The organism is Cupriavidus respiraculi, from assembly GCF_914271545.1.
In the GTDB taxonomy this organism is placed as follows: Bacteria; Pseudomonadota; Gammaproteobacteria; order Burkholderiales; family Burkholderiaceae; genus Cupriavidus; species Cupriavidus respiraculi.
The window spans coordinates 277868-299307 of sequence record NZ_CAJZAH010000001.1; the positions used below are offsets into that span (position 1 = coordinate 277868).

The 21440-nt window shown below is 68.6% G+C and carries 22 protein-coding genes; 12 read left to right on the top strand and 10 right to left on the bottom strand.

The annotated features are described in order from the left end of the window. Window positions 1-35: 35 nt before the first annotated feature. On the bottom strand, window positions 36-785 hold the full coding sequence (locus LDO27_RS01170; RefSeq protein WP_224039142.1) for an SDR family NAD(P)-dependent oxidoreductase: 750 nt from the start codon (window positions 783-785) through the stop codon (window positions 36-38). Between the two features lie 103 nt (window positions 786-888). On the opposite strand from LDO27_RS01170, the gene LDO27_RS01175 reads away from it, so the two are divergent. Continuing rightward, window positions 889-1791: a LysR family transcriptional regulator gene (locus tag LDO27_RS01175; protein ID WP_224039143.1), complete on the top strand. Its 903-nt coding sequence runs from the start codon at window positions 889-891 to the stop codon at window positions 1789-1791. Window positions 1792-1794: 3 nt separating this feature from the next. Here the strand turns inward: LDO27_RS01175 and LDO27_RS01180 are convergent, their stop codons facing one another. Next, entirely contained in the window at window positions 1795-2535 is a 741-nt protein-coding gene (locus LDO27_RS01180; protein ID WP_224039144.1) for a hypothetical protein, read from the bottom strand. A gap of 233 nt (window positions 2536-2768) precedes the next feature. Between LDO27_RS01180 and LDO27_RS01185 the strand changes: the two genes are divergently transcribed. Continuing rightward, the gene (locus LDO27_RS01185; RefSeq protein WP_224039145.1) at window positions 2769-3092 is read left to right on the top strand and encodes a hypothetical protein; all 324 of its coding nucleotides are present in this window, start codon (window positions 2769-2771) and stop codon (window positions 3090-3092) included. 15 nt (window positions 3093-3107) lie between these two features. Here LDO27_RS01185 and LDO27_RS01190 read toward each other — a convergent pair whose 3' ends face one another. Further along, window positions 3108-3518, bottom strand: coding sequence for a RidA family protein (locus LDO27_RS01190; protein WP_222205613.1), 411 nt, complete (start codon window positions 3516-3518; stop codon window positions 3108-3110). Window positions 3519-3664: 146 nt separating this feature from the next. Here LDO27_RS01190 and LDO27_RS01195 point away from each other — a divergent pair, with 146 nt between their 5' ends. Both LDO27_RS01195 and LDO27_RS25560 read left to right on the top strand, forming a co-directional pair. Next, entirely contained in the window at window positions 3665-4597 is a 933-nt protein-coding gene (locus LDO27_RS01195) for a LysR family transcriptional regulator (protein ID WP_222205616.1), read from the top strand. A gap of 120 nt (window positions 4598-4717) precedes the next feature. Next, window positions 4718-4852: a hypothetical protein gene (locus LDO27_RS25560; protein ID WP_290368786.1), complete on the top strand. Its 135-nt coding sequence runs from the start codon at window positions 4718-4720 to the stop codon at window positions 4850-4852. A gap of 16 nt (window positions 4853-4868) precedes the next feature. Here the strand turns inward: LDO27_RS25560 and LDO27_RS01200 are convergent, their stop codons facing one another. After that, a complete protein-coding gene (locus tag LDO27_RS01200; protein ID WP_224039147.1) occupies window positions 4869-6044 on the bottom strand; it encodes a GGDEF domain-containing protein in 1176 nt (391 codons plus the stop codon). 181 nt (window positions 6045-6225) lie between these two features. Between LDO27_RS01200 and ampC the strand changes: the two genes are divergently transcribed. Further along, complete coding sequence (gene ampC / locus LDO27_RS01205; protein ID WP_224039148.1) at window positions 6226-7410, top strand: class C beta-lactamase; 1185 nt, start codon at window positions 6226-6228, stop codon at window positions 7408-7410. Here ampC and LDO27_RS01210 read toward each other — a convergent pair. After that, entirely contained in the window at window positions 7407-8930 is a 1524-nt protein-coding gene (locus tag LDO27_RS01210; protein ID WP_224039150.1) for an amidase, read from the bottom strand. The two genes, ampC and LDO27_RS01210, sit on opposite strands and share 4 nt — an antisense overlap. 71 nt (window positions 8931-9001) lie before the next feature. On the opposite strand from LDO27_RS01210, the gene LDO27_RS01215 reads away from it, so the two are divergent. Next, window positions 9002-9910, top strand: a complete 909-nt coding sequence (locus LDO27_RS01215; RefSeq protein WP_224039151.1) for a LysR substrate-binding domain-containing protein — start codon at window positions 9002-9004, stop codon at window positions 9908-9910. An 11-nt stretch (window positions 9911-9921) separates the two neighbouring features. Here LDO27_RS01215 and LDO27_RS01220 read toward each other — a convergent pair whose 3' ends face one another. Together LDO27_RS01220 and LDO27_RS01225 are read right to left on the bottom strand one after the other, a co-directional pair. Next, window positions 9922-11373 (bottom strand): N-acyl-D-amino-acid deacylase family protein, encoded by a 1452-nt coding sequence (locus LDO27_RS01220; protein WP_224040749.1) that lies wholly within the window; start codon window positions 11371-11373, stop codon window positions 9922-9924. A gap of 15 nt (window positions 11374-11388) precedes the next feature. Then, a complete protein-coding gene (locus LDO27_RS01225) occupies window positions 11389-12357 on the bottom strand; it encodes a Bug family tripartite tricarboxylate transporter substrate binding protein (RefSeq protein ID WP_224039153.1) in 969 nt (322 codons plus the stop codon). Window positions 12358-12576: 219 nt separating this feature from the next. On the opposite strand from LDO27_RS01225, the gene LDO27_RS01230 reads away from it, so the two are divergent. The 3 genes from LDO27_RS01230 to LDO27_RS01240 all read left to right on the top strand — a co-directional run bounded on the left by LDO27_RS01230 (window position 12577) and on the right by LDO27_RS01240 (window position 15118). Next, window positions 12577-12984, top strand: a complete 408-nt coding sequence (locus LDO27_RS01230; protein WP_253074067.1) for an Rrf2 family transcriptional regulator — start codon at window positions 12577-12579, stop codon at window positions 12982-12984. Beyond that, complete coding sequence (locus LDO27_RS01235) at window positions 12974-13927, top strand: NAD(P)/FAD-dependent oxidoreductase (RefSeq protein WP_224039155.1); 954 nt, start codon at window positions 12974-12976, stop codon at window positions 13925-13927. The genes LDO27_RS01230 and LDO27_RS01235 overlap by 11 nt, the downstream gene beginning before the upstream one ends. A 111-nt stretch (window positions 13928-14038) precedes the next feature. Continuing rightward, window positions 14039-15118 (top strand): porin, encoded by a 1080-nt coding sequence (locus LDO27_RS01240; RefSeq protein ID WP_222205632.1) that lies wholly within the window; start codon window positions 14039-14041, stop codon window positions 15116-15118. A 37-nt stretch (window positions 15119-15155) separates the two neighbouring features. On the opposite strand, the gene LDO27_RS01245 is transcribed toward LDO27_RS01240, so the two are convergent. Further along, window positions 15156-15548 (bottom strand): RcnB family protein, encoded by a 393-nt coding sequence (locus tag LDO27_RS01245; RefSeq protein WP_222205634.1) that lies wholly within the window; start codon window positions 15546-15548, stop codon window positions 15156-15158. A 122-nt stretch (window positions 15549-15670) separates the two neighbouring features. Next, a complete protein-coding gene (locus tag LDO27_RS01250; RefSeq protein ID WP_224039157.1) occupies window positions 15671-15865 on the bottom strand; it encodes a hypothetical protein in 195 nt (64 codons plus the stop codon). Window positions 15866-15877: 12 nt separating this feature from the next. On the opposite strand from LDO27_RS01250, the gene LDO27_RS01255 reads away from it, so the two are divergent. Next, entirely contained in the window at window positions 15878-17311 is a 1434-nt protein-coding gene (locus LDO27_RS01255) for a basic amino acid/polyamine antiporter (RefSeq protein WP_222205637.1), read from the top strand. Between the two features lie 12 nt (window positions 17312-17323). Beyond that, window positions 17324-18571, top strand: coding sequence for an arginine deiminase (gene arcA / locus LDO27_RS01260; protein WP_224039158.1), 1248 nt, complete (start codon window positions 17324-17326; stop codon window positions 18569-18571). 38 nt (window positions 18572-18609) lie between these two features. On the opposite strand, the gene gltS is transcribed toward arcA, so the two are convergent. Beyond that, complete coding sequence (gltS, locus tag LDO27_RS01265; protein ID WP_222205643.1) at window positions 18610-19800, bottom strand: sodium/glutamate symporter; 1191 nt, start codon at window positions 19798-19800, stop codon at window positions 18610-18612. Between the two features lie 193 nt (window positions 19801-19993). Between gltS and LDO27_RS01270 the strand changes: the two genes are divergently transcribed. Next, window positions 19994-21427 (top strand): basic amino acid/polyamine antiporter, encoded by a 1434-nt coding sequence (locus tag LDO27_RS01270; RefSeq protein ID WP_224039160.1) that lies wholly within the window; start codon window positions 19994-19996, stop codon window positions 21425-21427. Window positions 21428-21440 lie beyond the last annotated feature (13 nt).

Below are 21440 nucleotides of genomic sequence, written 5' to 3' on the forward strand. Positions count from 1 at the left end.
CCATGGGCAGTCCCTCGCCGCCGCGCCGGCTCGCCTCACGTGAGCGAGATGCCGCCATCCACCCGGAGGTTGACGCCCGTGATGAAGCTGCCTGCGTCGCTGACCAGCAACAGGGCGGCGGCGGCCACTTCGTCGGCGCGGCCCAGCCGCCCGAGCGGGATGGCCGCCGCCATGGCCGACTCGAAGGCCGGCAGTTCCGTGGCCCCCACGCCGAGCTTGGCGAGGATCGGCGTGTCGGTCGGGCCGGGGCTGATCACGTTGACCCGGATGCCGCGGGTCTTGAACTCCAGCGTCCAGCTCTTGGCGAACGCGTCGATGGCGGCCTTGGTGCCGGCGTAGACGGCATGCCCCTCGAGCACCTTGTCGGTGGCGATGGAGCCGACCAGCAGGATCGCGCCGCCATCGCGCAACAGCGGCCCGATCTTCTGCACGCCGAAGAACGTGGCGCGGGCGTTGGTGGCGAACTGCCGGTCGTATTCGTGAGGCGCGACCTCGGCGGAGGCGGTAATCACGTTCATGCCGGCGTTCGCCACATAGATGTCGGCGTTGCCGAACTGCTCGGCCACGAGCGCCGCCACGCGATCGTGGGTGGCGATATCCGCGACGTCGCCGGTCAGGCCGACGGCGGACGGGCCGAGCGCGGCCACCGCGGCCTCGACGGCATCGTGCCGCCGGCCCACGATGACGACCCTGGCGCCTTCGTCGACGAAGCGTTGCGCCATGGCAAAGCCGATGCCGCTGTTGCCGCCGGTGATCACGGCGATCTTTCCTGCAAGCGCGTTCATGATGGTTCCTGTTCGATGGTTGGTGTCCAGGCGAATCGTGCGCGCGCGGGGCGGCGGCGGGCAGCCCTACAATGGACCCTTCACTTGTGCCAAGGTGTCATCAATGCCCGTCGATCAGCTTCCCGGCTTGTCCGCCTTCGTCCGCGCCGTGGAAACGGGGTCCTTCACCGCCGCCGCGAAGCTGTTGGGAACCACGCCGTCGGCCGTGTCCAAGAGCATCGCGCGACTGGAGGCCCGCCTGGGTGTCCGCCTGTTCCAGCGCTCGACGCGCGCGCTCGTGCTGACCGGCGAGGGGCGCGCGTACTACGAGCGGGTGGCGGTGCTGGTGCGCGGACTGGAGGAGGCGGCCGAGGCCGTGGCGGCCCCATCCGCGGCGGTGGGGTCCTTGCGCATCAGCATGCCCGCGGACCTGGGCCGCTCGCTGCTCGCGGCGATCACCGCGAAGCTGATGCCGCGGCACCCGCGGCTCGCGCTCGATATCAGCATGAGCGACCAGCATGTCGACCTGATCCGTGGCGGCTTCGACCTGGCGCTGCGGGCCGGACATGCCGCCGACAGCGGGCTCCATGTGCGCTCGATGGGCTTGCTGCCGCTGGTGCTGGTGGCCTCGCCGGACTATCTCGCCCGGCAAGGCGAGCCGCGCACGGTGGCGGAGCTGGCGGCCCATGCGCATGTGCGTTACCGCTTGGCCGGAGAAGTCGTGCCACTGGCGTTCGCCAGCGGCGAGCGCGTGCCGATGGACGGCGCGTTCGATACGGACAGCGGCGAGGCGATGCGGATTGCGGCGCTGAGCGGCCTGGGCATCGCGCAGATCCTGCGGATGACGGTGCAGGACGATCTCGACGCCGGGCGGCTGCGTACGGTGCTGCCGCAGGCCGGACTGCGCCCAGTGCCGCTGCAGGTCCTGCACGGTTTCGGACGCCGCCTGCCCATCCGGGCGAAGGTCTTCGTCGAGTTCGTAAGAGCCGAGCTGGCGCTGCGCGGCCATGGGCCGGGGCCGGACTGAACGTCAGCCGGCCGCGCGCCAGCACCCGGTGTCCGGGCTCACCCGCACCCGCTCGCCGTTTCTCCAGACCTGCTCTTCGTCCAGATGCTGCGCGGCGGCCGGTTCCGTATCGAGCCCGATTGCCAGCGCGCGGGCCAGCGCGGCGTCCTCGATGGGAAGCTCCCATGTGAGAAAGAGCTGCGCACCCGGCGGGCCGGGCGGGAAATCGGCCGCATCGAAGCCGGTGGCGCCGCGCCGGATCACGCCGTGCGGCTGGCAGGTGTCGAAGATCAGCACCGTGCCGCGGCGGATGGGCACGCGGATGTCCAATGCCGGGAAATGCACGTCCTGCCCGTTGTCCTCGCCCACGAAGAGATTGCAGAACGCCGCGCCGCCATACTGTTCGCCGTCGTTGTGATAGCGCGCGCCGCGGCACGCCATCAGCGCGATGTCGGCGCCGGCGAGCACGCCGGGCAGTCCCAGCCCGTCCGCCCATGCGGACACCGCCCCCACGCAGTCCCCGTATTCCGGCCAGCGCATGCGCGCCCGAGCCAGCGGCATGGCTTCGACGTCGCCGGCTTCCAGCGGCATGTTGACCGACAGCTCTCTCGCCCAGTCGGCGCGCAGGCGCGCGGGCGGCTGCGGAATATCGACGAGACCGGTCAGCACGATGTCGCTGACCGCGCGGCTGCGCATGGCGTCGCCACTCCAGAAAAAGGAAGTGAGGCGGTCGGCGGCATGGGAAGGCGGGAGGAGGCGGCTCATGGCCGGCGGGACGCGTGCGCGGCCGGCATGGAGCACATGGGCTGCATGGCAATGACCCGGTGCGTGGATGGCGATGGGCCGGATTATACGGAGCAGGGCGGTGCGCCACGTGGCGGGATGTCCGCCCGGGCGTGTCGGGCATGGCGCTTGCAGGCTTGCGTCGTCGAGCTTGTTTCTATACTGGACTCTGCCTGCCGCCCCTGCGCCGGGGCCCATGTCGGGCTGGAGCGATCATGCAAGAGCTGGCCTTCCGCACCCTGCTGTACCGCTATTTCTTCTTCGGCTGGCTGTTCCGGGACATCAACTCGGGCAACCGGGCCGAGCGCGCCCGCGCCTGGCATTTCAACAAGACGCGCGCGCACTGGCTGCCGGTGTACATGCGGCGCTGGCTCTGGAGCGGCGCGATCCTGTACGGGCTGGGCTGCGTCGTGGAGCTGGTGCTGGGCGCGCCCGCGCTGTCGGCGCTGTTCTATGTGCCCGGCGCGCTCAGCGTGCCGGGCAATGTGGTCATCGGGGTGCTGTGGATCGGCTTGAAGACGCTGCCCGGCCCCCTCTGACCCGCAACGGCGCCGTCAGGCGCCCGCGCCGTCCGGCAGGCGTGCGACCACCTTGATCTCGAAGTCGAACCCGGAGAGCCACGTCACACCGATGGCCGTCGCCGTCGGATGCGGCGCGCCTCCCCAGTACTCCGACACCACCAGCTTCCAGATCGTCTCGAACTTGTCCGCCGGATCGACCATGAACACCGTCACGTCCACGACATCGTCGAACGAGCAGCCCGCCGCCGCCAGCACGGCATTCAGGTTGTCGAACGCGCGCCGGACCTGGGCCTCCAGGCCGGGCTCGGGCGAGCCGTCTTCGCGGCTGCCGACCTGCCCGGAGACGAACAGGAAGCCGTTGGACCGGATCGCCGGGGAATAGCTGTGCCGTTCGTACAGGGCGTGGCGCCCGGCCGGAAATACCACATCGCGTTTTGCTGCCATCTTCGATCTCCATTGACGGGTCAGGCGACCCGGAATTGACAATGGAGACACTGTAGAGAGGCGGGCCGCCCCGATAAACGCCCAATCCCACCCATCACTGTTTGTAAAATCCAAACAATCTCATTCATGGCCAGGACAGAGGTGCGATGGACCGTTTCGATGCAATGCAGGCGTTCGCGCGCGTGGTGGAGACCGGCAGCTTTACGAAGGCCGCCGACACGCTGCATATGAGCAAGACCAGCGTGACGCAGCTGGTGCAGCAACTGGAGGCGCGGCTGCGCGTCAAGCTGCTCAACCGCACGACGCGCAAGGTCAACGTCACGGCCGACGGAGCCGCCTACTACGAGCGGGTGATCCGGCTGCTGGCCGATATGGACGACGCCGAAACCAGCCTGTCCGGCGCCTCGGCCGTGCCGCGGGGCCGCCTGCGCGTGGATGTGCCCAGCCCGCTGGCGCGCATGATCCTCGTCCCCGCGTTGCCCGCCTTCCATGCGCGCTACCCCGACATCCAACTGGACCTGGGCGTCAGCGACCGCATCGTCGACGTGATCGACGAAAACGTCGATTGCGTGATCCGCGGCGGCGAGGTCGCCGACCAGTCCCTGCGCGCGCGGCACGTGGGCGACCTGCGCCTCGGCGTGTATGCCGCGCCCGGCTATGTGCAGCGCGCCGGCACCCCCGCGCACCCGGCGGAGCTGGAGAACACGCATCATCGCATCGTGGGCTTTCTGTGGTCGCGCACCGGCAAACCGCTTCCCTATGCCATGCGGCGCGGGGCCGAGAGCGCCAATGCGCACGGCCGCTATGCGGTGTCGGTGGATGACGGGAACGCCTATCTCGCGGCTGGGCTGGCCGGCATGGGCGTGCTCTGGCTGCCGGACTACATGGCCCGGCCACACCTCGCTCGCGGCGAGCTGGTGCCGCTGCTCCAGGAATGGGAACTGGAGCCGATGCCGCTGTACCTGGCCTTCCCGCCGAACCGGCATGTCAGCGCCAAGCTGCGTGTATTCGTCGACTGGGTGGTTGCGTTGATGGCCGAGCATGCGCCACTGGCGCGGGCGCCCGGCGGGGCGGGTTAGTGCGCCGACCCCGGCTGCGAGGCGGGCCGAAGCGGCGGGCGGCACGCGCTGGCTGAACTACGCGGGCGGGCAGGCGTCGAACCGTGTTTCGGAAAGCGAGACGAAGCCATGCGACGCGCCATGACCACTGCCTTTGGCCTGATATTCCTGCTCGGCGCGCTGGCGGGCTGCACGACGGCGTCGGGCAGGGGCGATCGCCAGTCTGGCATCACCGTCTATGGCACGGTGGACTCGGCCATCGACGTGACGCGATAGGGGACGCCGGCCAGCGTCAGGCCACCGCGGGGCTCGGGTCCGGGTGGGTGAGTTCGAGCCGGTTGCCGCCGAGGGATTTCGCGCGGTACAGCGCCCGGTCGGCGGCGGCGAGCCCTTCCCCGAGCGGCGGCACGTCGCCGTCGAACCGCGCCAGGCCGATGCTGACCGTTGCCGGTATCCCGGCGCCCTCCACGTGGACCGGCGCCGCCTCGGCAAAGCGCCGTGCGATGGTTTCGCCCCGTGCCTGGGCATGGCGGGCATCGTCGCCGCAGAGCAGGGCGGCGAATTCCTCGCCGCCGATGCGCGCGAGGACGACATCCGGACCCATCACGCCTTGCGCCGTTTCCGCGAACACCTTCAGCACGTGGTCGCCCGTCTGGTGCCCGTAGCGGTCGTTGATGGCCTTGAAGCGGTCCAGGTCGAACGCCAGCACGCAGACCGGTCCGCGCGTGTTGCCACCGCCGATGATGCGCTGGCCTTGCTCGAAGAACCATTTGCGATTGCCCAGCCCGGTCAGGTAGTCGGTCTGCGACTCGCGCAACAGCTGGCCGTGCGTCTCCTCGCGGACCAGCTTGAGCAGGGCCATCGGCAGGATGACCGAGTACAGCACGCCTTCGTAGATGGTGATCTTGCTGGCGATCAGATTGACGGTGGGTCCATAAAGGCTGACCAGCCACGGCAGCACCAGGGCGCGCGCGCCATAGCAGAGCGCATGGATGGCGGTTACCGCCACGACGATGTGCCGGGAGTGCAGCGCGCGCAGCGCCTCGCAGCGCAGCATTTCCCACGTCGTCATGGCGCTGATCAGTGCGATCGGGACGGCGCTGAGGTAGTTCCAGACGACTTCCTCGGCGCGCTGACCCAGGATGGCCCACACCAGCGCCATGCCGGCCAGCAGGGCGGCCGGGATCGCGCGGTATCGCCGGCCCCTCAGTGCCCCAACGCCGCCAAGGATCAGCAGATAGCCGCAGAGCATGATCAGATTGCTGACGGCCGAGCCGAAGGGGCTGGGCAGCTCGCGACGGACCAGCACGGCCGCACAGCCCGCGGCCAGCGTGGCGAACCCTGCCGCCAGGATGCGCAGCGCCTTGCCGCGCTTGGGATTGGTACGGTATTCCCAGAACGTCATGCCGGCGCTGACGAGGAGCGTTCCAATGGCGAGCAGGTAAAGGGTGCGAAGGTCGACGTACATCCAGATGTAGAGACATGGCGCCGAGACAATCGCGGCGGCAGGAATTTTACGTTGAAAAGCGCAGGGGCAGACCGGCGGGCGCCCGCCGATTGCGGGGGGCGTGCCGAGCCCGTATATTCCGTCGCGTTCCCCGGTCAGCGCGCAGAACGCCGCCCACGGCCCAACCCAGATACCCAGCCTCATGAAAACAATCACTGTCCTCCTTGGATTCGTTGCCGGTGCCGTGGCATGCGCCGCGCAGGCCGGCGTGGGCGATGGCCCGACCCGCGCACGTGTGGAGCAGGCCGTCGACGCGGCCGTGCGCCCGCTGATGGACGCCCAGAAGGTGCCCGGCATGGCCGTCGCGGTCACGGTCGACGGCAAGCGTTACTTCTTCAACTATGGCGTCGCTTCGAAGGAGAGCCGGCGGCAAGTCAGCGAGCACACCATCTTCGAGATCGGCTCGGTCAGCAAGACCTTCACTGCGACGCTGGGCGCCCATGCGCTGGCGCGCGGCGCGCTGTCGCTGTCGGACCCGGCCAGCAAATGGCTGCCGGCCCTGGCGGGCAGCGCGTTCGACGGGATCTCCCTGCTGGAGCTGGGCACCTATACCGCCGGCGGACTGCCGCTGCAGTTTCCGGAGTCGGTGCGCGACGATGCGGACATGGTCGAGTGGTTCCGTGCCTGGCGTCCGTCGTATCCGCCCGGTACGCAGCGGCGCTATTCCAATCCGAGCATCGGCCTGTTCGGCTACCTCGCCGCGAAAAGCCTGGGGCGGCCGTTCGACGAACTGATGGAGAAGACGCTGTTCCCGGCGTTCGGCCTCACGCGCTCGTATATCCGGGTGCCCCCCGAGCGCATGGGCGACTACGCCCAGGGCTACACCAGGGACGACAAGCCCGTGCGCGTGAATCCCGGCATCCGCGACGCCGAGGCCTATGGCGTCAAGACGACGGCCGCCGACATGGTGCGCTATATCGAAGCCCACATGCAGCCCGCCGCGCTCGAACCAAAGATGCGGCAGGCCACGGTGACGACGCGCACGGGCTACTTCCGGGTGGGCGGCATGACGCAGGGTCTGGGATGGGAGATGTACCCCTATCCGGTGAGCCTGGAAACACTGTTGGCGGGCAACGCCAACCAGATGGCGCTGGAGCCCAACGCGGCCACCCGCTTGACGCCGCCACAGCCGCCGGAGCCGGCAATGCTGTTCAACAAGACCGGATCCACCAATGGCTTCGGTGCCTACGTGCTGTTCGTCCCTGCCCGACAGATCGGCATCGTGATGCTGGCCAACAGGAATTACCCGAACGCCGAGCGGGTCAAGGCGGCATTGCGCATCCTCGACGCGCTCGACGGCCAACAAGCTGCGGGCGGCAGCCGCTAGGCGGCTTCCCAGCCGGCGGGCGCGCCGAGGCGCGGGGTCGATGGCGGCGGCCGGCGGTGCGCCGTGGCCGCCTCGAACGCGCGGGCCATGTCCAGCAGGACCGCGTCGTGCCCGCTGCGCCCCAGCAGCGACAGGCCGGCGGGTACGCCGTCATCGGTCCACCCCATGGGCACGCTGAGTTCCGGAAAACCGGCCGCGCTGGCGATATGCATGGCAGCCAGCGGGTTGTCCGCCCGGCAGCGGTAGCTCGGGTCCGGCAGATCGAAGCGTGGCGAGGCCGGGCAGGCCAGGGTCGGATAGACCAGCGCATCGCAGCGCGACGCTTCCATCGACGCGGCGAGCTGCGTGCCCAACGCCCGTGCCGCCGCCACGCAGGCACGCGAAGGGGCGTGCCGCGTGTCCAGCGCATGGCGCAATGCAGCGACCGTCAGCGGATTCGGCGGGTAGCCGGCGCCAGCCTGGCGTTCCGCCTCGATCCGGCGCAGCAGGCCCGCGGTGTCGCGTGGGCAGGGCGGCGCCATGCGCGCCAGATGGCGATCCATGGCGGCTACCCATTCGCTGCGCACGATCTCGGCCAGCAAGTCCTCGTACAGGCGCCGGGCATCGATGGGCAGGGCGACCGCAACCGTCTGCGCACCGGCGCGCGCCACGTCGGCGCACGCACGGGCGAACAGCTCGTCGATGTCGTCGTTGCCGCCACAGAAGTCCGTCACGATGCCCAGGCGGCGGCCCGCGAGGCCGGTGCCCCGTGCGCCGAAGCCGGCGTCGGGCGCCAGCGCCGCGAGGACGAGCGCGACGTCGTCGACGGTGCGCCCCAGCGGCCCCACCGTGTCGAACGAGGGTGCCAGCGGCAGCACGCCAGCGGCGTCGAGCAGGCCATGGGTCGGGCGCATGCCGACGAGGGCATGCACGCAGGCCGGCCCGCGCACCGAGCCGAAGGAATCGGTTCCCAGCCCGAACACCGCGAGGCCGGCCGCGACCGCCGCCCCCGTGCCACTGCTGGACCCGCTGGCATTGCGCGCGAGCCGGTAGGGATTGAGCGTCAGCCCATGGGCGGAGCTGTAGCCGAAGCGGCCGTTGGAGGCGGCCAGTTCCGACATATTGGTCTTGCCCAGCACGATGGCCCCCGCTGCGCGCAGGCGGGCCACGGCGGGGGCATCCGCCGCGGGAACGGCGTCGTGCAACGCCCGGCACCCCGCGGTGGTGGGCAACCCGGCACAGTCGATGTTGTCCTTGATCACCATCGGCATGCCATGCAGCGGCCCGCGCGGCCCGCGCAGCGCCCGCTCGCGATCGAGCCGGGCCGCCTCGTCCAGCGCGGCGGGGTGCAGGTACGACACGGCATTGATCGAGGGGCCGGCGCGGTCGAAAGCCTCGATGCTGGCCAGATGCCATTCCACGAGCCGGACGGCGGTCAGCCTGCCACGGTCCATCTCATGGGACAGCGCCGCGATCGGCAGTTCGAAGGGGTCGCACGGTGACGGCGCGGGGGCCGTCGGCTCGGGTTGGGCGGGGTGCATGGGGATGGTTTCCTTCACGGAATACATGGTGGACAATCGCATGATCCCCCCGCGCCTCGCGAGACCCACCGATGAAGAGCACCACCAGCCGCAACCTTCCCGCCGTGGCCAATCTGCTCGCGTTCGAAACCACCGCCCGACTGGGCAGCGTTACCGAAGCGGCCGAGGAGCTGTGCCTGACGCAGAGCGCCGTAAGCAAGCAAGTGAGCGAGCTGGAGTCCTTCCTCGGCATCCGCCTGCTGGACCGCCGCAAGGGCGCGGTCACCGCGACGGCGACAGGCGAGGCCTACCTGAAGCAGGTCCGCACGGTGCTCAACCTGCTGGAGGAAGCGACGCTGGAGGTGCTGTCCGGCCGCGGCGCCGGAGGACGGCTCGACCTGTCGGTGCCGGTGTCGCTGGGCAATATCTGGCTGCTGCCGCGCCTGTTGCAGTTCGCCAAGCAGCATCCGCAGATCCAGCTGAACATCACCACCAAGGTCGGGCCGGTGGACCTGGTTCACAGCGGCCTGGACGCCGCGATCATGTACTGCGCCGGCCCGCCGCCGGGACATTTCGGCGTCCAGGTCATGCCGCTGGAACTGTTCCCGGTATGCGCGCCGGACAGGCTGCCGCGCGGCGGCTCCCTGGCGCAGGCGCTGCGCAGCCTGCCGCTGCTGCACCAGAACGCCGCCCCGGATGCGTGGCCGGCCTACCTCGCCCAGATCGGCGCAAAGGTGGCGCGGCCCGCGGACGGGCCGCGCTACGGGCTGCTGACGATGGGCCTGCAGGCCGCGGTAGGAGGCATGGGGCTGGCCCTGCTGCCGGACTACGTGACCGGCGACGATATCGCGGCGGGCCGGCTGCTGCGGGTCAGCCGGCGCGGATATCTCTCGCCGAAGGCTTATTACTTCGTCTGCCTGGAGGAAAAGCGTACCCATCCCACGCTGGTGACCTTCGTGGAATGGCTGCTGGACGCCGCGCATGCCGCCGCCGCGCCCTGACCGGGCCCGCCTCATGCGCATGGCTGCGGCTTGACCAGTGTCGAGGTGACGAACCGCCCCGGCCGGCGTCCGGTGGGCGAGCCGTCGCGCAGCGTGGACTGGCCGGACACGAACACGTCGCGCACTCCTTCCGATGGCAGTGTGGGAGCGTCGAAGGTGGCGCGGTCGCGGATGGTCGCCGCGTTGAATACGGTAATGTCCGCGACGTTGCCCACGGCAAGGAGCCCGCGCCGCTCGAGACCGAACCGGCGCGCGGGCAGGCCGGTCATCTTGTGGATGGCCTGTTCCAGCGGGAAGAGGCCCAGTTCCCGCGAGTAGCGGCCCAGCACGCGGGGAAAGGTTCCCCACAGGCGGGGATGCGGCGTGGTGTCGGAGGGAATGCCGTCGGAGCCGATCATGGTATCGGGATAGCGCAGGATGTCCCGCACATCGCCCTCGTCCATGATGAAGTACACCGCGCCACCGGGCAGCAGGGCCTGCGCCACCTCGCGCCGAGACTGTCCCCGTTCGGCCGCGAGGTCCTCCAGGTAGCGGCCCGCGGCTTCCGGATGCGTGGCCGACCACGTGATGAGGATGCGGTCGCACTGGTCCACGCGCTCCGGACGGAGCATGGTCGAGGAGGCCGCATAGGGATAGCAGTCCAGGCACAGCGGCATGGTGGCCGACAGCGACCGCACCTGTGCCAGCGTCTCGCGGCTGCGCCCGTGGTTGCGCTTGCCCACCAGCTTGTGGTGCGAGATGACGGTCGGCACGTCCAGCGCCTTGCCCAGCCGTGCCGTCTCCGCAATGGCTTCGGCCACGTTGTCGCTCTCGTCGCGCATATGCGAGACCAGCACCCCGCCCAGCCGCCGCATCGGCTCGCACATGCGCAATATCTCGTCTTCCGGCGCGGCCGCGGAGGGCGGATAGAAGGTGCCCGTCGACACGCCGATGGCGCCCTCGCGCAACGCCAGCTCGATGTCCTGGCGCATCTTCTCGATCTCGCTGTCGCGCGCTGGCCGGCCGAGTTGAGGCACATGGCGGGCGCGCAGCGTCGATTGGCCGACCAGGACGGAGACGTTGACCGTGGCGGGGCTTGCCTCGAATGTCGCGCGGTAGGCGCGCACCGAAGGGAAGCGGAAGCCGCCGCGCATGATGTCCAGCGGGGCGGGCGGCGTCGTGTCGGTGACCAGCGGGAACAGGCTGATGCCGCAGTTGCCCGCGATGATCGAGGTCACGCCCTGCGTGACCTTGGGCAGCATATCGGGGGAATCGAACACCATCCAGTCGTCGTGCGTATGGGTGTCGATAAAGCCCGGCGCCACCACCATGCCGGCCGCATCGACCGTCTCGTCGGCGCTTGCGTCGGCCAGCTCCCCCATGGCGGCGATCACGCCGCCGCGTACCGCGAGGTCCGCCTTGCGGCGCGGCGCGCCGCTGCCGTCGATGAGCTCGCCATTGCGGATGATCAGATCGTAGTGAATCGTCATGTCCGCCCCTCAGTCGACCTTGGCGCCGCTCTTGCGCACCAGTTCGCCGAACTTCGCGGTCTCGGACGTCACCAGCGCGCGAAACTGCTGCGGCGTCCCCCCCAGCGGTTCGAACGATAGCCGGTCCAGCTGCGCGCGGAAGCCAGGGTCGCGGATCACCGCATTGACCTCGCGGTTGATGCGCTCTACCGCCTCCGCCGGCATGCCGGGCGCGCCGACCAGCCCGGCCCACGCCGTCAGCTCGTAGCCCTTGAGGCCGGCTTCGTCCATCGTCGGGACATCGGGGAAATGGGGCGACCGCTTCGTCGACGTCACGGCCAGCGCGCGGACCCTGTTGCCGGTGACATAGGGACCGATGGAAGGCACGTTGTCGAACATGAGTTGCACGTTGTTGCCGACCAGATCCTGCAGGGCGGGCGTGCTGCCCTTGTACGGCACGTGGGCGATGTCCAGGTTCGCCAGCGTCTTGAACAGTTCGCCGCCCAGATGGCTGGTCGTGCCGTTCCCCGCCGAGCCCATCGACAGCTTTCCCGGATGGGCCTGGGCGTAGGCCACCAGTTCGCGCACCGTCCTGACGGGCAGCGCATTGTTGACGGCGAGGATATTGAAGGTGGTCACCAGCCCCACGATGGGGACGAGCTTGTCCGGATCGTACGGCAGTCGGCTGTACAGGTAGCGGTTGGTGGCCAGCGTGGCGTTGTTGCCGTAGGCGATCGTGTAGCCGTCCGCGGGGGCCTGCAGCAGGGCCTGCATGCCGATATTGCCGCCCGCGCCCGGGCGATTCTCCACCACCACGGCTTGGCCCAGGCGTTTGGACAGCGCGTCGCCGAACAGCCGGGCGACGATGTCGGGCGCGCCTCCGGCCGCGGTCGGAACGATCAGCTTGACCGGCTTCTCCGGCCATGCGGCGTGGGCGGCCGTTGCGGTCAGCGCGATGCCGAGGGCGGTGGCCAGGATGCGTGCGATTGCGTGTGTCACGTTGCTTCTCCCCGATACCGGTGTGGATGGATGAAACCAGTATGGAGGAACGCCCGGAGCGGATCGTGACAAATTCTCCTCCGTGCATTCCGTGGCGGAATACCTGGAGGACATGGAGCATCGCCCTTTCCGCAGCCTTGCGCTTTCCGTCAGTCATGTACTATTCTGAGTTACATGATTGACAAGAAGCTCTCCTCCGTTCTCCATCTGCTTCTGCATATGGCAGAAAGTGACCGTCCTCTGACCTCCGAGGAACTGGCCGGCTATCTCGATACCAATGCGGTGGTCGTGCGCCGCACGCTGGCAGGCCTGCGCGCGCTCGGCTACGTCAGTGCCGACAAGGGACATGGCGGGGGATGGACGCTGGCGCGCGGGTTGCACTCGCTCACGCTGCGCGACATCTACGAAGCGGTCGGCTCGCCCGCGCTGTTCGCCATCGGCCATCGCAGCGCGCAGCCGGCCTGCTTGGTCGAGCAGGCCGTCAACGCGTCGCTGGACGATACGCTGGCCGCCGCGCAGGCGCTGATCGACCAACGGCTGGCGAGCATCACGCTGGCCGACCTTGCCGCCGACTTCGAGCGTCGGCTTGCCGCCCACCCACGCAGGAAACATCGACATGCGCACTGAATCGACCCGCCCATCGCACCACCAGCCCGACCGTTTCGACGCCGTCATTGTCGGCGGCAGCTATGCGGGCCTGTCCGCCGCGCTGCAGCTGGCGCGCGCGCGCCGGCGGATCCTCGTCATCGATGGCGGCCAGCGGCGCAACCGCTACGCCGCGGCATCGCACGGTTTTCTCGGCCAGGATGGCCGGGCTCCCGGCGCCATCGTGGCCGAGGCGCGCGAGCAGCTGCTGGCCTACCCGACGGTGCACTGGCGCGACGGCACGGCGGCCTCGGCGAGCCGCCGCGCCGACGGCTTCGCCATCGGCACCGACGACGGCGGCACGATTGCCGCGGCGCGCCTGGTGCTGGCTACCGGAGTGGTCGACGAACTGCCGGCGGTGGAGGGGCTGGCCGAGCGCTGGGGGCACAGCGTCTTCCATTGCCCGTATTGCCACGGCTATGAACTGGAGGAAGGCCGAATCGGCGTGCTGGCGAGCAGCGAACTGTCGATGCACCACGCGCTGATGCTGCCGCATTGGGGCCGGGTCACGCTGTTCCTGAACGATGCCTTCGTTCCCGACGAGCAGCAGTACGCCGAACTCGCGGCTCGCGGCGTTGCCATCGAGACCGGCCGGGTGCGGCGCCTTGCCGGCCATGCGACCGTGGTGCTCGACGACGGCCGCCAATGCGAGATGGACGGGCTGTTCACGGTCACGCGCACGCGGGTATCGAGCCCACTGGCCCGCCAGCTTGGCTGCGCGTTCGAGGAAGGCCCGCTGGGCGCGTATATCCGCACCGATGCGACCCAGGAGACGTCGGTGCAGGGCGTGTTCGCCTGCGGCGACGCGGCGCGCGCCACGGGCAATGTGGCGTTGGCCGTGGGCGACGGCGCGATGGCGGGGGTGGGCGCCCATCGTTCCATGCTGTTCGGCCAGGCGATCGGCGACACTGCGCCGGTGCGCTGACAGCATCCATTTCAACAAATCATTCAATACGGTTCCTGTCCCCTGGTTCATATACTCGGTGGCAATCCGGTGCACGCGGCACCGCCATTGCCCGCGACGGAGGGGAACGAGATGAGGCATCCGTGGAGAACCGTGTTGCCGGTGCTGCTGTCAGGGGCCGCCATGCCCGCGGTGGCGCAAGGCTCTGTCACGTTGTACGGCATCGTGGACCAGAGCATCCGCTATACCAGCAATGCGAACGCCGACAACGACGGCCTGTTCGAGCTGACCAACGGCGCGCTGACCAACAGCCGCTGGGGCCTGAAGGGCAGCGAGTCGCTGGGCGGCGGGCTGCAGGCCATCTTTCAGCTCGAAAACGGCTTCGATCCGGATACCGGCCGCGCCAACCAGGGCGGCGCGCTGTTCGGCAGGCAGGCCTATGTCGGACTGGCCGGGCCGTGGGGAACGGTGGCGCTGGGAAGGCAGAACACCGAGGGCTGGACGTTCTCCGGCGACTTCGATCCTCTCGGGGTCGGCAACTATCCCGGCAATTCATGGGCCTATTCGCTCGATCGCATCCGCAGCGACAACGTGGTGAGCTATACGGGCCATTTCGGCGACGTGAACGTCGGCGCGAGCTACGGGTTCGGCGAGACGCCCGGCAGCCTCAAGCCGAACCAGTACTGGGGTACCCACGCGACCTGGCTGACCGGCCGCTTCGGCGTGGGCGCCGTGTATCAGGAAATGCGCGACGCGGAAGGCAATCGCCAGCAGATGTGGAGCGCGGCCGGCCGCTATACGATCGGCAACGTGCGGCTGTTTCTCGCCTATATCGGCGGCAAGGACCGCTCCGGCGCCATCGACAACGATTTCCTCAATGCGCCGTCGCGCAATATCGTCGTCACGCCCGAGCAGGCCGCGGCGAATCCGCGCAAGGACAACATCCTGGTGACCGGGTTCGCGTGGCAGGCCGCGCCCTCGTGGCACGTCAGCGCCGCCTTCTACTACGGCGACATCGGCAACAAGAACGGTATCGGCGGCAATGACGGCAAGCGCTACACGGGGGTCGTGCTGGCCGAGTATTCGTTGTCCAGGCGCACGCAGGTGTATGGAACGGTGGACTACAACCGGGTGACCGGGGGCGCGGTGACGGAGCTGCCGGGCAAGAACAACCAGACCGGCGTGGCCGCCGGCATCCGGCACATCTTCTGAACCCCCGGAGCGTTGTGCTCCGGGGCCAGCGTGAAGCCTAGCGCTGCGGCTTGCGCACTTCGGCGATGACGTTGTTGTTGGACACCAGCAGGAAATCGGCGCCGACGCCTACCCACCGATGGCCGCGCTTGGGCGGTGGCAGGTCGAACTGCTTGTAGTTCGTGATGTTGAACTGGTGTCCGTCGGTGCGGAATTCCGCCGGCAGGCGGTCGCCGACCCGCCATTCGCTTCCGGCCGGTTTGGCCTCGCGGTCGGAGCGGGCGCCCGGCGGCTTGTTGACGTTCCGGCCGGAGGCGCCTGACCCCGTGCCGGACCCCGAGCCGGTTGCCTGCGCCACCCACTGCTCCGCTGGCGCCGACTGGGCGACGCCGATACCGGACGTCAGCAACATGACGGCGCAAGCGGCCGATGCGTAATGTCTGATCTTCATGCACGCCTCCTTGGATGAGCAACGCAATTGCCGGGCACGGCCCTGGCCGGGCCCGAAAACGCCGGGTTTGTCGATGCAGTGTGGTGGACGTATGCAGGCGCGGCAAGCCGAATAGAAATCTTTCAGACCGCGCAAAGAATCTTTTCAATTCCCCCGCCGGCAATTTGTGATTTGCTTATCGCAGGATCGGCATGCCGCGCCGGTCCACGCCCATCCACGCAGCGCGCCGACATGGCCTTCAGGCGCGCCATCCATGCCGCCATGGCGCCGGGAAACGAGATGCCGGCGTGCTGGCAATCCCTTGCGTCGATAACCAATGGAGCCTGCGAATGGCCGAACCGGCGAGTGGACAAAAGCTGTCTCTGATGGCGCTGACCGCCATGGTGGTTGGATCCATGGTCGGAGCCGGCATATTCTCGCTGCCGCGCACCTTCGGCGGTGCGACGGGGCCCTTCGGCGCGATCATCGCGTGGTGTATTGCCGGCGCCGGCATGTACACATTGGCGCGCGTTTTCCAGAGCCTGGCGCAACGCAAGCCCGATCTCGACGCCGGCGTCTATGCCTATGCGCGCGCGGGCTTCGGGCGTTATCTGGGCTTTCTCTCGGCCTTCGGGTACTGGATCAGCAGCTGCATCGGCAATGTCTCGTACTGGGTGCTTATCAAATCGACGTTGGGCGCCTTTTTTCCCGTGTTCGGCGATGGCAATACGGTGGTGGCGATCGCCGTGGCCTCGGTCGGCATCTGGGCTTTCCACTTCATGATCCTGCGCGGCGTGCAGCAGGCCGCGTTCATCAATACGGTGGTGACCATCGCCAAGGTGGTCCCCATCCTTGTGTTCATCGTGATCCTGGCCTTCGCGTTCGAGGCCGATCAGTTCCGCGCCAACTTCTATGGCGGCGAAGACATGCCGGCGCAAGGGCTGTTCGAGCAGGTACGCCTGACGATGATGGTGACGGTGTTCGTCTTCATCGGCATCGAAGGGGCGAGCGTGTATTCGCGCTATGCGGCGAAGCGTTCCGATGTGGGCGTGGCCACCTTGCTCGGCTTCGGCGGCGTGCTGCTGCTGCTGGTGCTGGTGACGCTGCTGCCGTATGCAGTGCTGCCGCGCGTGGAGATCGCCGGCATGCGGCAGCCGTCGATGGCGGCGGTGCTGGAGGCGGTGGTCGGTCCCTGGGGCGCGGTGTTCGTCAGCGCGGGTCTGCTGATCTCCGTGCTGGGCGCCTACCTGGCCTGGTCGCTGATCTGCGCGGAGGTGCTGTTCACGGCCGCGAAGACCGACGACATGCCCCGGGTGTTCGCCAGGGAGAACGCCAACAAGGTGCCCGTGGCGGCGCTGTGGCTGACCAATATCGTCGTGCAGCTGCTCGTCATCAGCACCTACTGGTCCACCGATGCCTTCGCGCTGATGCTCGGGCTGACCAGCTCCATGTCCCTGATTCCCTACCTGCTGGTGGCCGCCTATGCCGTGAAGCTGACGCGCAGCGGCGAGGGCTACACCGCAGGCGAGCCGGCTATCCGGCGCGATCTGCTGCTGGCCGCGCTGGCTACCTTCTACACCGTGTTCCTGGTGTTCGCAGGCGGGCTCCGGTACGTGCTGCTGTCGGCATTGCTCTACGCGCCCGGGACGCTGCTCTATTTCTGGGCATCGCGCGAACAGAGGATCCGCCCGTTCACTGGCGCGGAACTGGTGATCTTTATTGTCGCCGTGATCGGTTTCGTCGCGGCGGTGGCCGGTCTGGTGACCGGCCGCCTCACTATCTGAAGGGAGACGGCAATGGCTGGCAACGGGGGTTTCGGCGTGCATTCCGAAGTCGGGGTGCTGCGCGAGGTAATGGTCTGCGCGCCGGGGCGCGCGCACGAGCGGCTGACCCCGTCGAACTGCGATGCGCTGCTGTTCGACGACGTGATGTGGGTGGACGTGGCCAAGCGGGACCACTTCGACTTCATCAACAAGATGCGGGACCGCGGCGTCAATGTGCTGGAGATGCACAACCTGCTGGCGGAGACGGTCGCGCTGCCCGAAGCGAAGAAATGGATACTGGACAATCAGGTGGTGCCCAACCAGGTCGGGCTCGGCCTGGTGGACGAGATTCGCAGCTATCTGGACGGGCTGTCCCCGCGCGAGCTTGCGGAGACGCTGATCGGCGGTCTGTCCACCGAGGAGTTTCCGGAGGATATCGGCGGCGAGATGATGAAGCTGGTGCACGAGGCGGCCGGCGTCACCGAATATCTGTTGCCGCCGCTGCCCAACACCATCTATACGCGCGATACCACGTGCTGGATCTACGGCGGCGTGACCATCAACCCGCTGTTCTGGCCGGCGCGCCATGAGGAGCCCATCCTGGCGGCGGCGATCTATCGCTTCCACCCGCACTTCGCCGGCAAGGTCAACGTGTGGTGGGGCGACCCGAACGAGGACCACGGCATGGCGACGCTGGAGGGTGGCGACGTGATGCCCATCGGCAAGGGGACGGTGCTGATCGGCATGAGCGAGCGCACCTCGCGGCAGGCCATCAGCCAGCTTGCCGCCAGGCTGTTCGAGCAGCAGGCGGCGGAGCGCGTGATCGTCGCCGCCATGCCCAAGCTGCGCGCGGCCATGCATCTGGACACGATCTTCACCTTCGCCGACCGCGACTGCGTGCTGATGTACCCGGATATCGTCAACCGCATCGCCGCCTTCTCGTGGCGTCCGGGCAGCAAGCCGGGGCAGGTAGAGTTGCACAAGGAAGAGCAGCCCTTCATCGACGTGGTGCGCGACGCGCTCGGCCTGAAGGCCATGCGGGTCGTCGAGACGGGCGGCAATGCCTACATGCGCGAGCGGACCCAGTGGGACAGCGGCGCCAATCTGGTATGCGCGGCCCCGGGCGTGGTCTACGCCTACGACCGCAATACCTACACCAACACGCTGCTGCGCAAGGCGGGCGTCGAGGTCATCACGATCTCGGGCTCGGAACTCGGGCGCGGGCGCGGCGGCGGCCACTGCATGACGTGCCCGATCATTCGCGATCCCGCGGACTACTGAGGCGCGCGACGCGGGCGGCGAGCCCGGCTGGCCGCCCGCTACGACAGCCACGCGAGACTGACCTGGATCACGATCGCGTTGACGATGTCGATAAAGAACGCGCCCACCATGGGAACGACCAGGAACGCGGTATGCGAGGGGCCGAAGCGGTCGGTGATGGCCTGCATGTTGGCGATGGCGGTCGGCGTCGCCCCGAGTCCCACCCCGCAGATGCCGGCCGACAGCACCACGGCGTCATAGTCGCGCCCCATCACGCGGTAGTTGACGAAGATCGCGTACAGCGCGGTGAGAGCGGTCTGCACCGCGAGGATGGCGAACAGAGGCAGCGCGAGCGCCGCCATCTCCCACAGGCGCAGGCTCATCAGCGCCATGGCCAGAAACAGCGACAAACTGACGTTGCCCAGCACGGACACCGCGCGGTCGAACACGGTGTACCAGCCCAGCGCCGACAGCGCATTGCGCAGGATGACGCCGGTCAGCAAGACCCAGACGAAGACGGGCAGCGACAGGGGCGTGGCCGCGGTCGCCGCCGCCAGCATCTGTCCGACCATCAGGCACACCAGCACCAGCGCCAGCATCTCGATCACCGCATGCGGGGTGATCTCGCGCAGGCCGCCCGGCACCTCGAAGTTGTGGGCATCGGGCGGTTGCGCCTGCACCGCCGGGGCGGCATGGCGGCGCAGCAGCAGGCGTGCCACCGGCCCGCCGATCACGCCGCCGAGAATCAGGCCGAAGGTGGCGCAGGCCACCGCCATTTCGGTGGCCGCCGCGATGCCGAATTCCTCGACCAGCGTCGGGCTCCAGGCCACGCTGGTGCCATGTCCGCCGATGAGCGAGATGGAGCCGGCGAGGATGCCCACCGCGGGGTTCATGCCCAGCGCCGTGGCCGTGGCCACGCCGGCGATGTTCTGCAGCACCAGCAGCCCGGTCACCACCGCCAGGAACAGCGCGATGGTGCGGCCGCCGCGCTTCAGGCTGGCGATATCCGCGCTCAGGCCCAGGCAGGCGAAGAATGCCAGCATCAGCGGCGACTGCAGGGTCTGGTCGAAGGTCAGCTCGAAGCCGGACAGCTGCCGCGCCAGCATCAGCAGCAGCGCCACCAGCACGCCGCCGGCGACGGGCTCGGGGATGCTGTAGGCCCGCAGCGGCGCGATGGCGGCAACGAGCTTGCGTCCCAGCAGCAAGACCAGCGATGCCGCTACCAGGGTTTCGTAGTTGTTCAGTTGCATGGCGTGGCGTCGTGCATGGCGCGAAGTGTCTATGGTAGGCAGCGCGCCGCGAAGTCAGAAGCTCGCCAAATGGTCGCGGGCCCCGAATTGCGAAAACTTTCACTACGGACACGGGCGTCGCTGCGCGCGGCCCCGTTGTATCTTGGGCCTCCGGTCGCGGCGGACGCGACCGTCCGCCGGCGGGAGGGTCAACGTGGCTGAACCGGAAAGTCCCCAGAAACTGTCGCTCATCTCGCTGACCGCCATGGTCGTGGGCTCCATGGTCGGCGCGGGCATCTTCTCGCTGCCGCGCACCTTCGGCGGCGCCACCGGGCCCTTCGGCGCCATCCTGGCGTGGTGCATCGCGGGCGCGGGCATGTTCACGCTGGCGCAGATGTTCCAGATACTGGCGCAGCGCAAGCCCGCGCTGGACGCGGGTGTCTATGCCTATGCGCGGGCAGGCTTTGGCCGCTATCCCGGCTTTCTGTCGGCGCTCGGCTACTGGGCCGCCGGATGCCTCGGGTGCGTGTCGTACTGGGTGCTGATCAAGTCCACACTGGGCGCCTTCTTTCCCGTGTTCGGCGACGGCAATACGGTCGTGGCGATCGCCGTGGCCTCGGTGGGCATCTGGGCCTTCCACTTCCTGATCCTGCGCGGGGTGCGGCAGGCGGCGTTCTTGAATACGGTGGTCACCGTCGCGAAGATCGTGCCCATCGTCATCTTTATCGTGATCCTGGCGTTTGCCTTCCAGGCCGACCTGTTCCGCGCCAATTTCTTCGGCGGCGAGGACATGCCGTCCCAGGGCCTGTTCACGCAGGTGCGCTCGACCATGATGGTGACCGTGTTCGTCTTCCTCGGCATCGAGGGCGCCAGCGTGTATTCCCGCTATGCCGCAAAGCGCTCGGACGTGGGCGTGGCCACGCTGCTAGGCTTCGGCGGCGTGCTGTTGCTGCTGGTGCTGGTGACGCTGCTGCCGTACGCGGTGCTGCCGCGCGTGGAAATCGCCGGCATGCGGCAGCCGTCGATGGCCGCGGTACTGGAAGCGGTGGTCGGGCACTGGGGCGCGGTATTCGTCAGCGTGGGGCTTCTGGTGTCGGTGCTGGGCGCCTACCTGGCGTGGTCCCTGATCTGCGCCGAGGTGCTGTTTACCGCGGCGAAGACCGACGACATGCCGCGCGTGTTCGCGACCGAGAACGCCAACAGGGTGCCCGCGGCGGCCCTGTGGCTGACCAATATCGTCGTGCAGCTGTTCGTGATCAGCACCTACTGGTCCACCGACGCGTTCGCGCTGATGCTGGGGCTGACCAGCGCGATGGCCCTGATTCCCTATCTGCTGGTGGCCGCCTACGGCCTGAAGCTGGCGCGCAGCGGCGAGGGCTATGCGGCCGGCGAGCCGGCGCTGCGGCGCGACCTGGTGCTGGCCGCGGTGGCGACGCTGTACACGGCGTTCCTGATCTACGCCGGCGGCCTCAAGTACGTGCTGCTGTCGGCCTTGCTCTACGCGCCTGGAACGGTGCTGTACCTGTGGGCCTCGCGCGAGCAGAAGATCCGGCCGTTCAGCGGCGCGGAGTGGCCGATCTTCGTGCTCGCCGTGATCGGCTGCGTTGCCGCCGTGGCAGGCATCGCCGGCGGCTGGATCCAGCCGTGAACGGCGCCCGCCG

What these genes read in the sequence shown, in the direction of transcription:
- LDO27_RS01235 (WP_224039155.1), top strand. Translation starts at nt 12,974, where the DNA reads ATGCGCACTGAATCGACCCGCCCATCGCACCACCAGCCCGACCGTTTC.
- LDO27_RS01210 (WP_224039150.1), bottom strand. Translation starts at nt 8,930, where the DNA reads ATGCACCCCGCCCAACCCGAGCCGACGGCCCCCGCGCCGTCACCGTGC.
- LDO27_RS01230 (WP_253074067.1), top strand. Translation starts at nt 12,577, where the DNA reads ATGGCAGAAAGTGACCGTCCTCTGACCTCCGAGGAACTGGCCGGCTAT.
- LDO27_RS01175 (WP_224039143.1), top strand. Translation starts at nt 889, where the DNA reads ATGCCCGTCGATCAGCTTCCCGGCTTGTCCGCCTTCGTCCGCGCCGTG.
- LDO27_RS01190 (WP_222205613.1), bottom strand. Translation starts at nt 3,518, where the DNA reads ATGGCAGCAAAACGCGATGTGGTATTTCCGGCCGGGCGCCACGCCCTG.
- arcA (WP_224039158.1), top strand. Translation starts at nt 17,324, where the DNA reads ATGGCTGGCAACGGGGGTTTCGGCGTGCATTCCGAAGTCGGGGTGCTG.
- LDO27_RS01185 (WP_224039145.1), top strand. Translation starts at nt 2,769, where the DNA reads ATGCAAGAGCTGGCCTTCCGCACCCTGCTGTACCGCTATTTCTTCTTC.
- LDO27_RS01255 (WP_222205637.1), top strand. Translation starts at nt 15,878, where the DNA reads ATGGCCGAACCGGCGAGTGGACAAAAGCTGTCTCTGATGGCGCTGACC.
- gltS (WP_222205643.1), bottom strand. Translation starts at nt 19,800, where the DNA reads ATGCAACTGAACAACTACGAAACCCTGGTAGCGGCATCGCTGGTCTTG.
- LDO27_RS25560 (WP_290368786.1), top strand. Translation starts at nt 4,718, where the DNA reads ATGACCACTGCCTTTGGCCTGATATTCCTGCTCGGCGCGCTGGCGGGC.
- LDO27_RS01245 (WP_222205634.1), bottom strand. Translation starts at nt 15,548, where the DNA reads ATGAAGATCAGACATTACGCATCGGCCGCTTGCGCCGTCATGTTGCTG.
- LDO27_RS01180 (WP_224039144.1), bottom strand. Translation starts at nt 2,535, where the DNA reads ATGAGCCGCCTCCTCCCGCCTTCCCATGCCGCCGACCGCCTCACTTCC.
- LDO27_RS01170 (WP_224039142.1), bottom strand. Translation starts at nt 785, where the DNA reads ATGAACGCGCTTGCAGGAAAGATCGCCGTGATCACCGGCGGCAACAGC.
- ampC (WP_224039148.1), top strand. Translation starts at nt 6,226, where the DNA reads ATGAAAACAATCACTGTCCTCCTTGGATTCGTTGCCGGTGCCGTGGCA.
- LDO27_RS01200 (WP_224039147.1), bottom strand. Translation starts at nt 6,044, where the DNA reads ATGTACGTCGACCTTCGCACCCTTTACCTGCTCGCCATTGGAACGCTC.
- LDO27_RS01195 (WP_222205616.1), top strand. Translation starts at nt 3,665, where the DNA reads ATGGACCGTTTCGATGCAATGCAGGCGTTCGCGCGCGTGGTGGAGACC.
- LDO27_RS01240 (WP_222205632.1), top strand. Translation starts at nt 14,039, where the DNA reads ATGAGGCATCCGTGGAGAACCGTGTTGCCGGTGCTGCTGTCAGGGGCC.
- LDO27_RS01215 (WP_224039151.1), top strand. Translation starts at nt 9,002, where the DNA reads ATGAAGAGCACCACCAGCCGCAACCTTCCCGCCGTGGCCAATCTGCTC.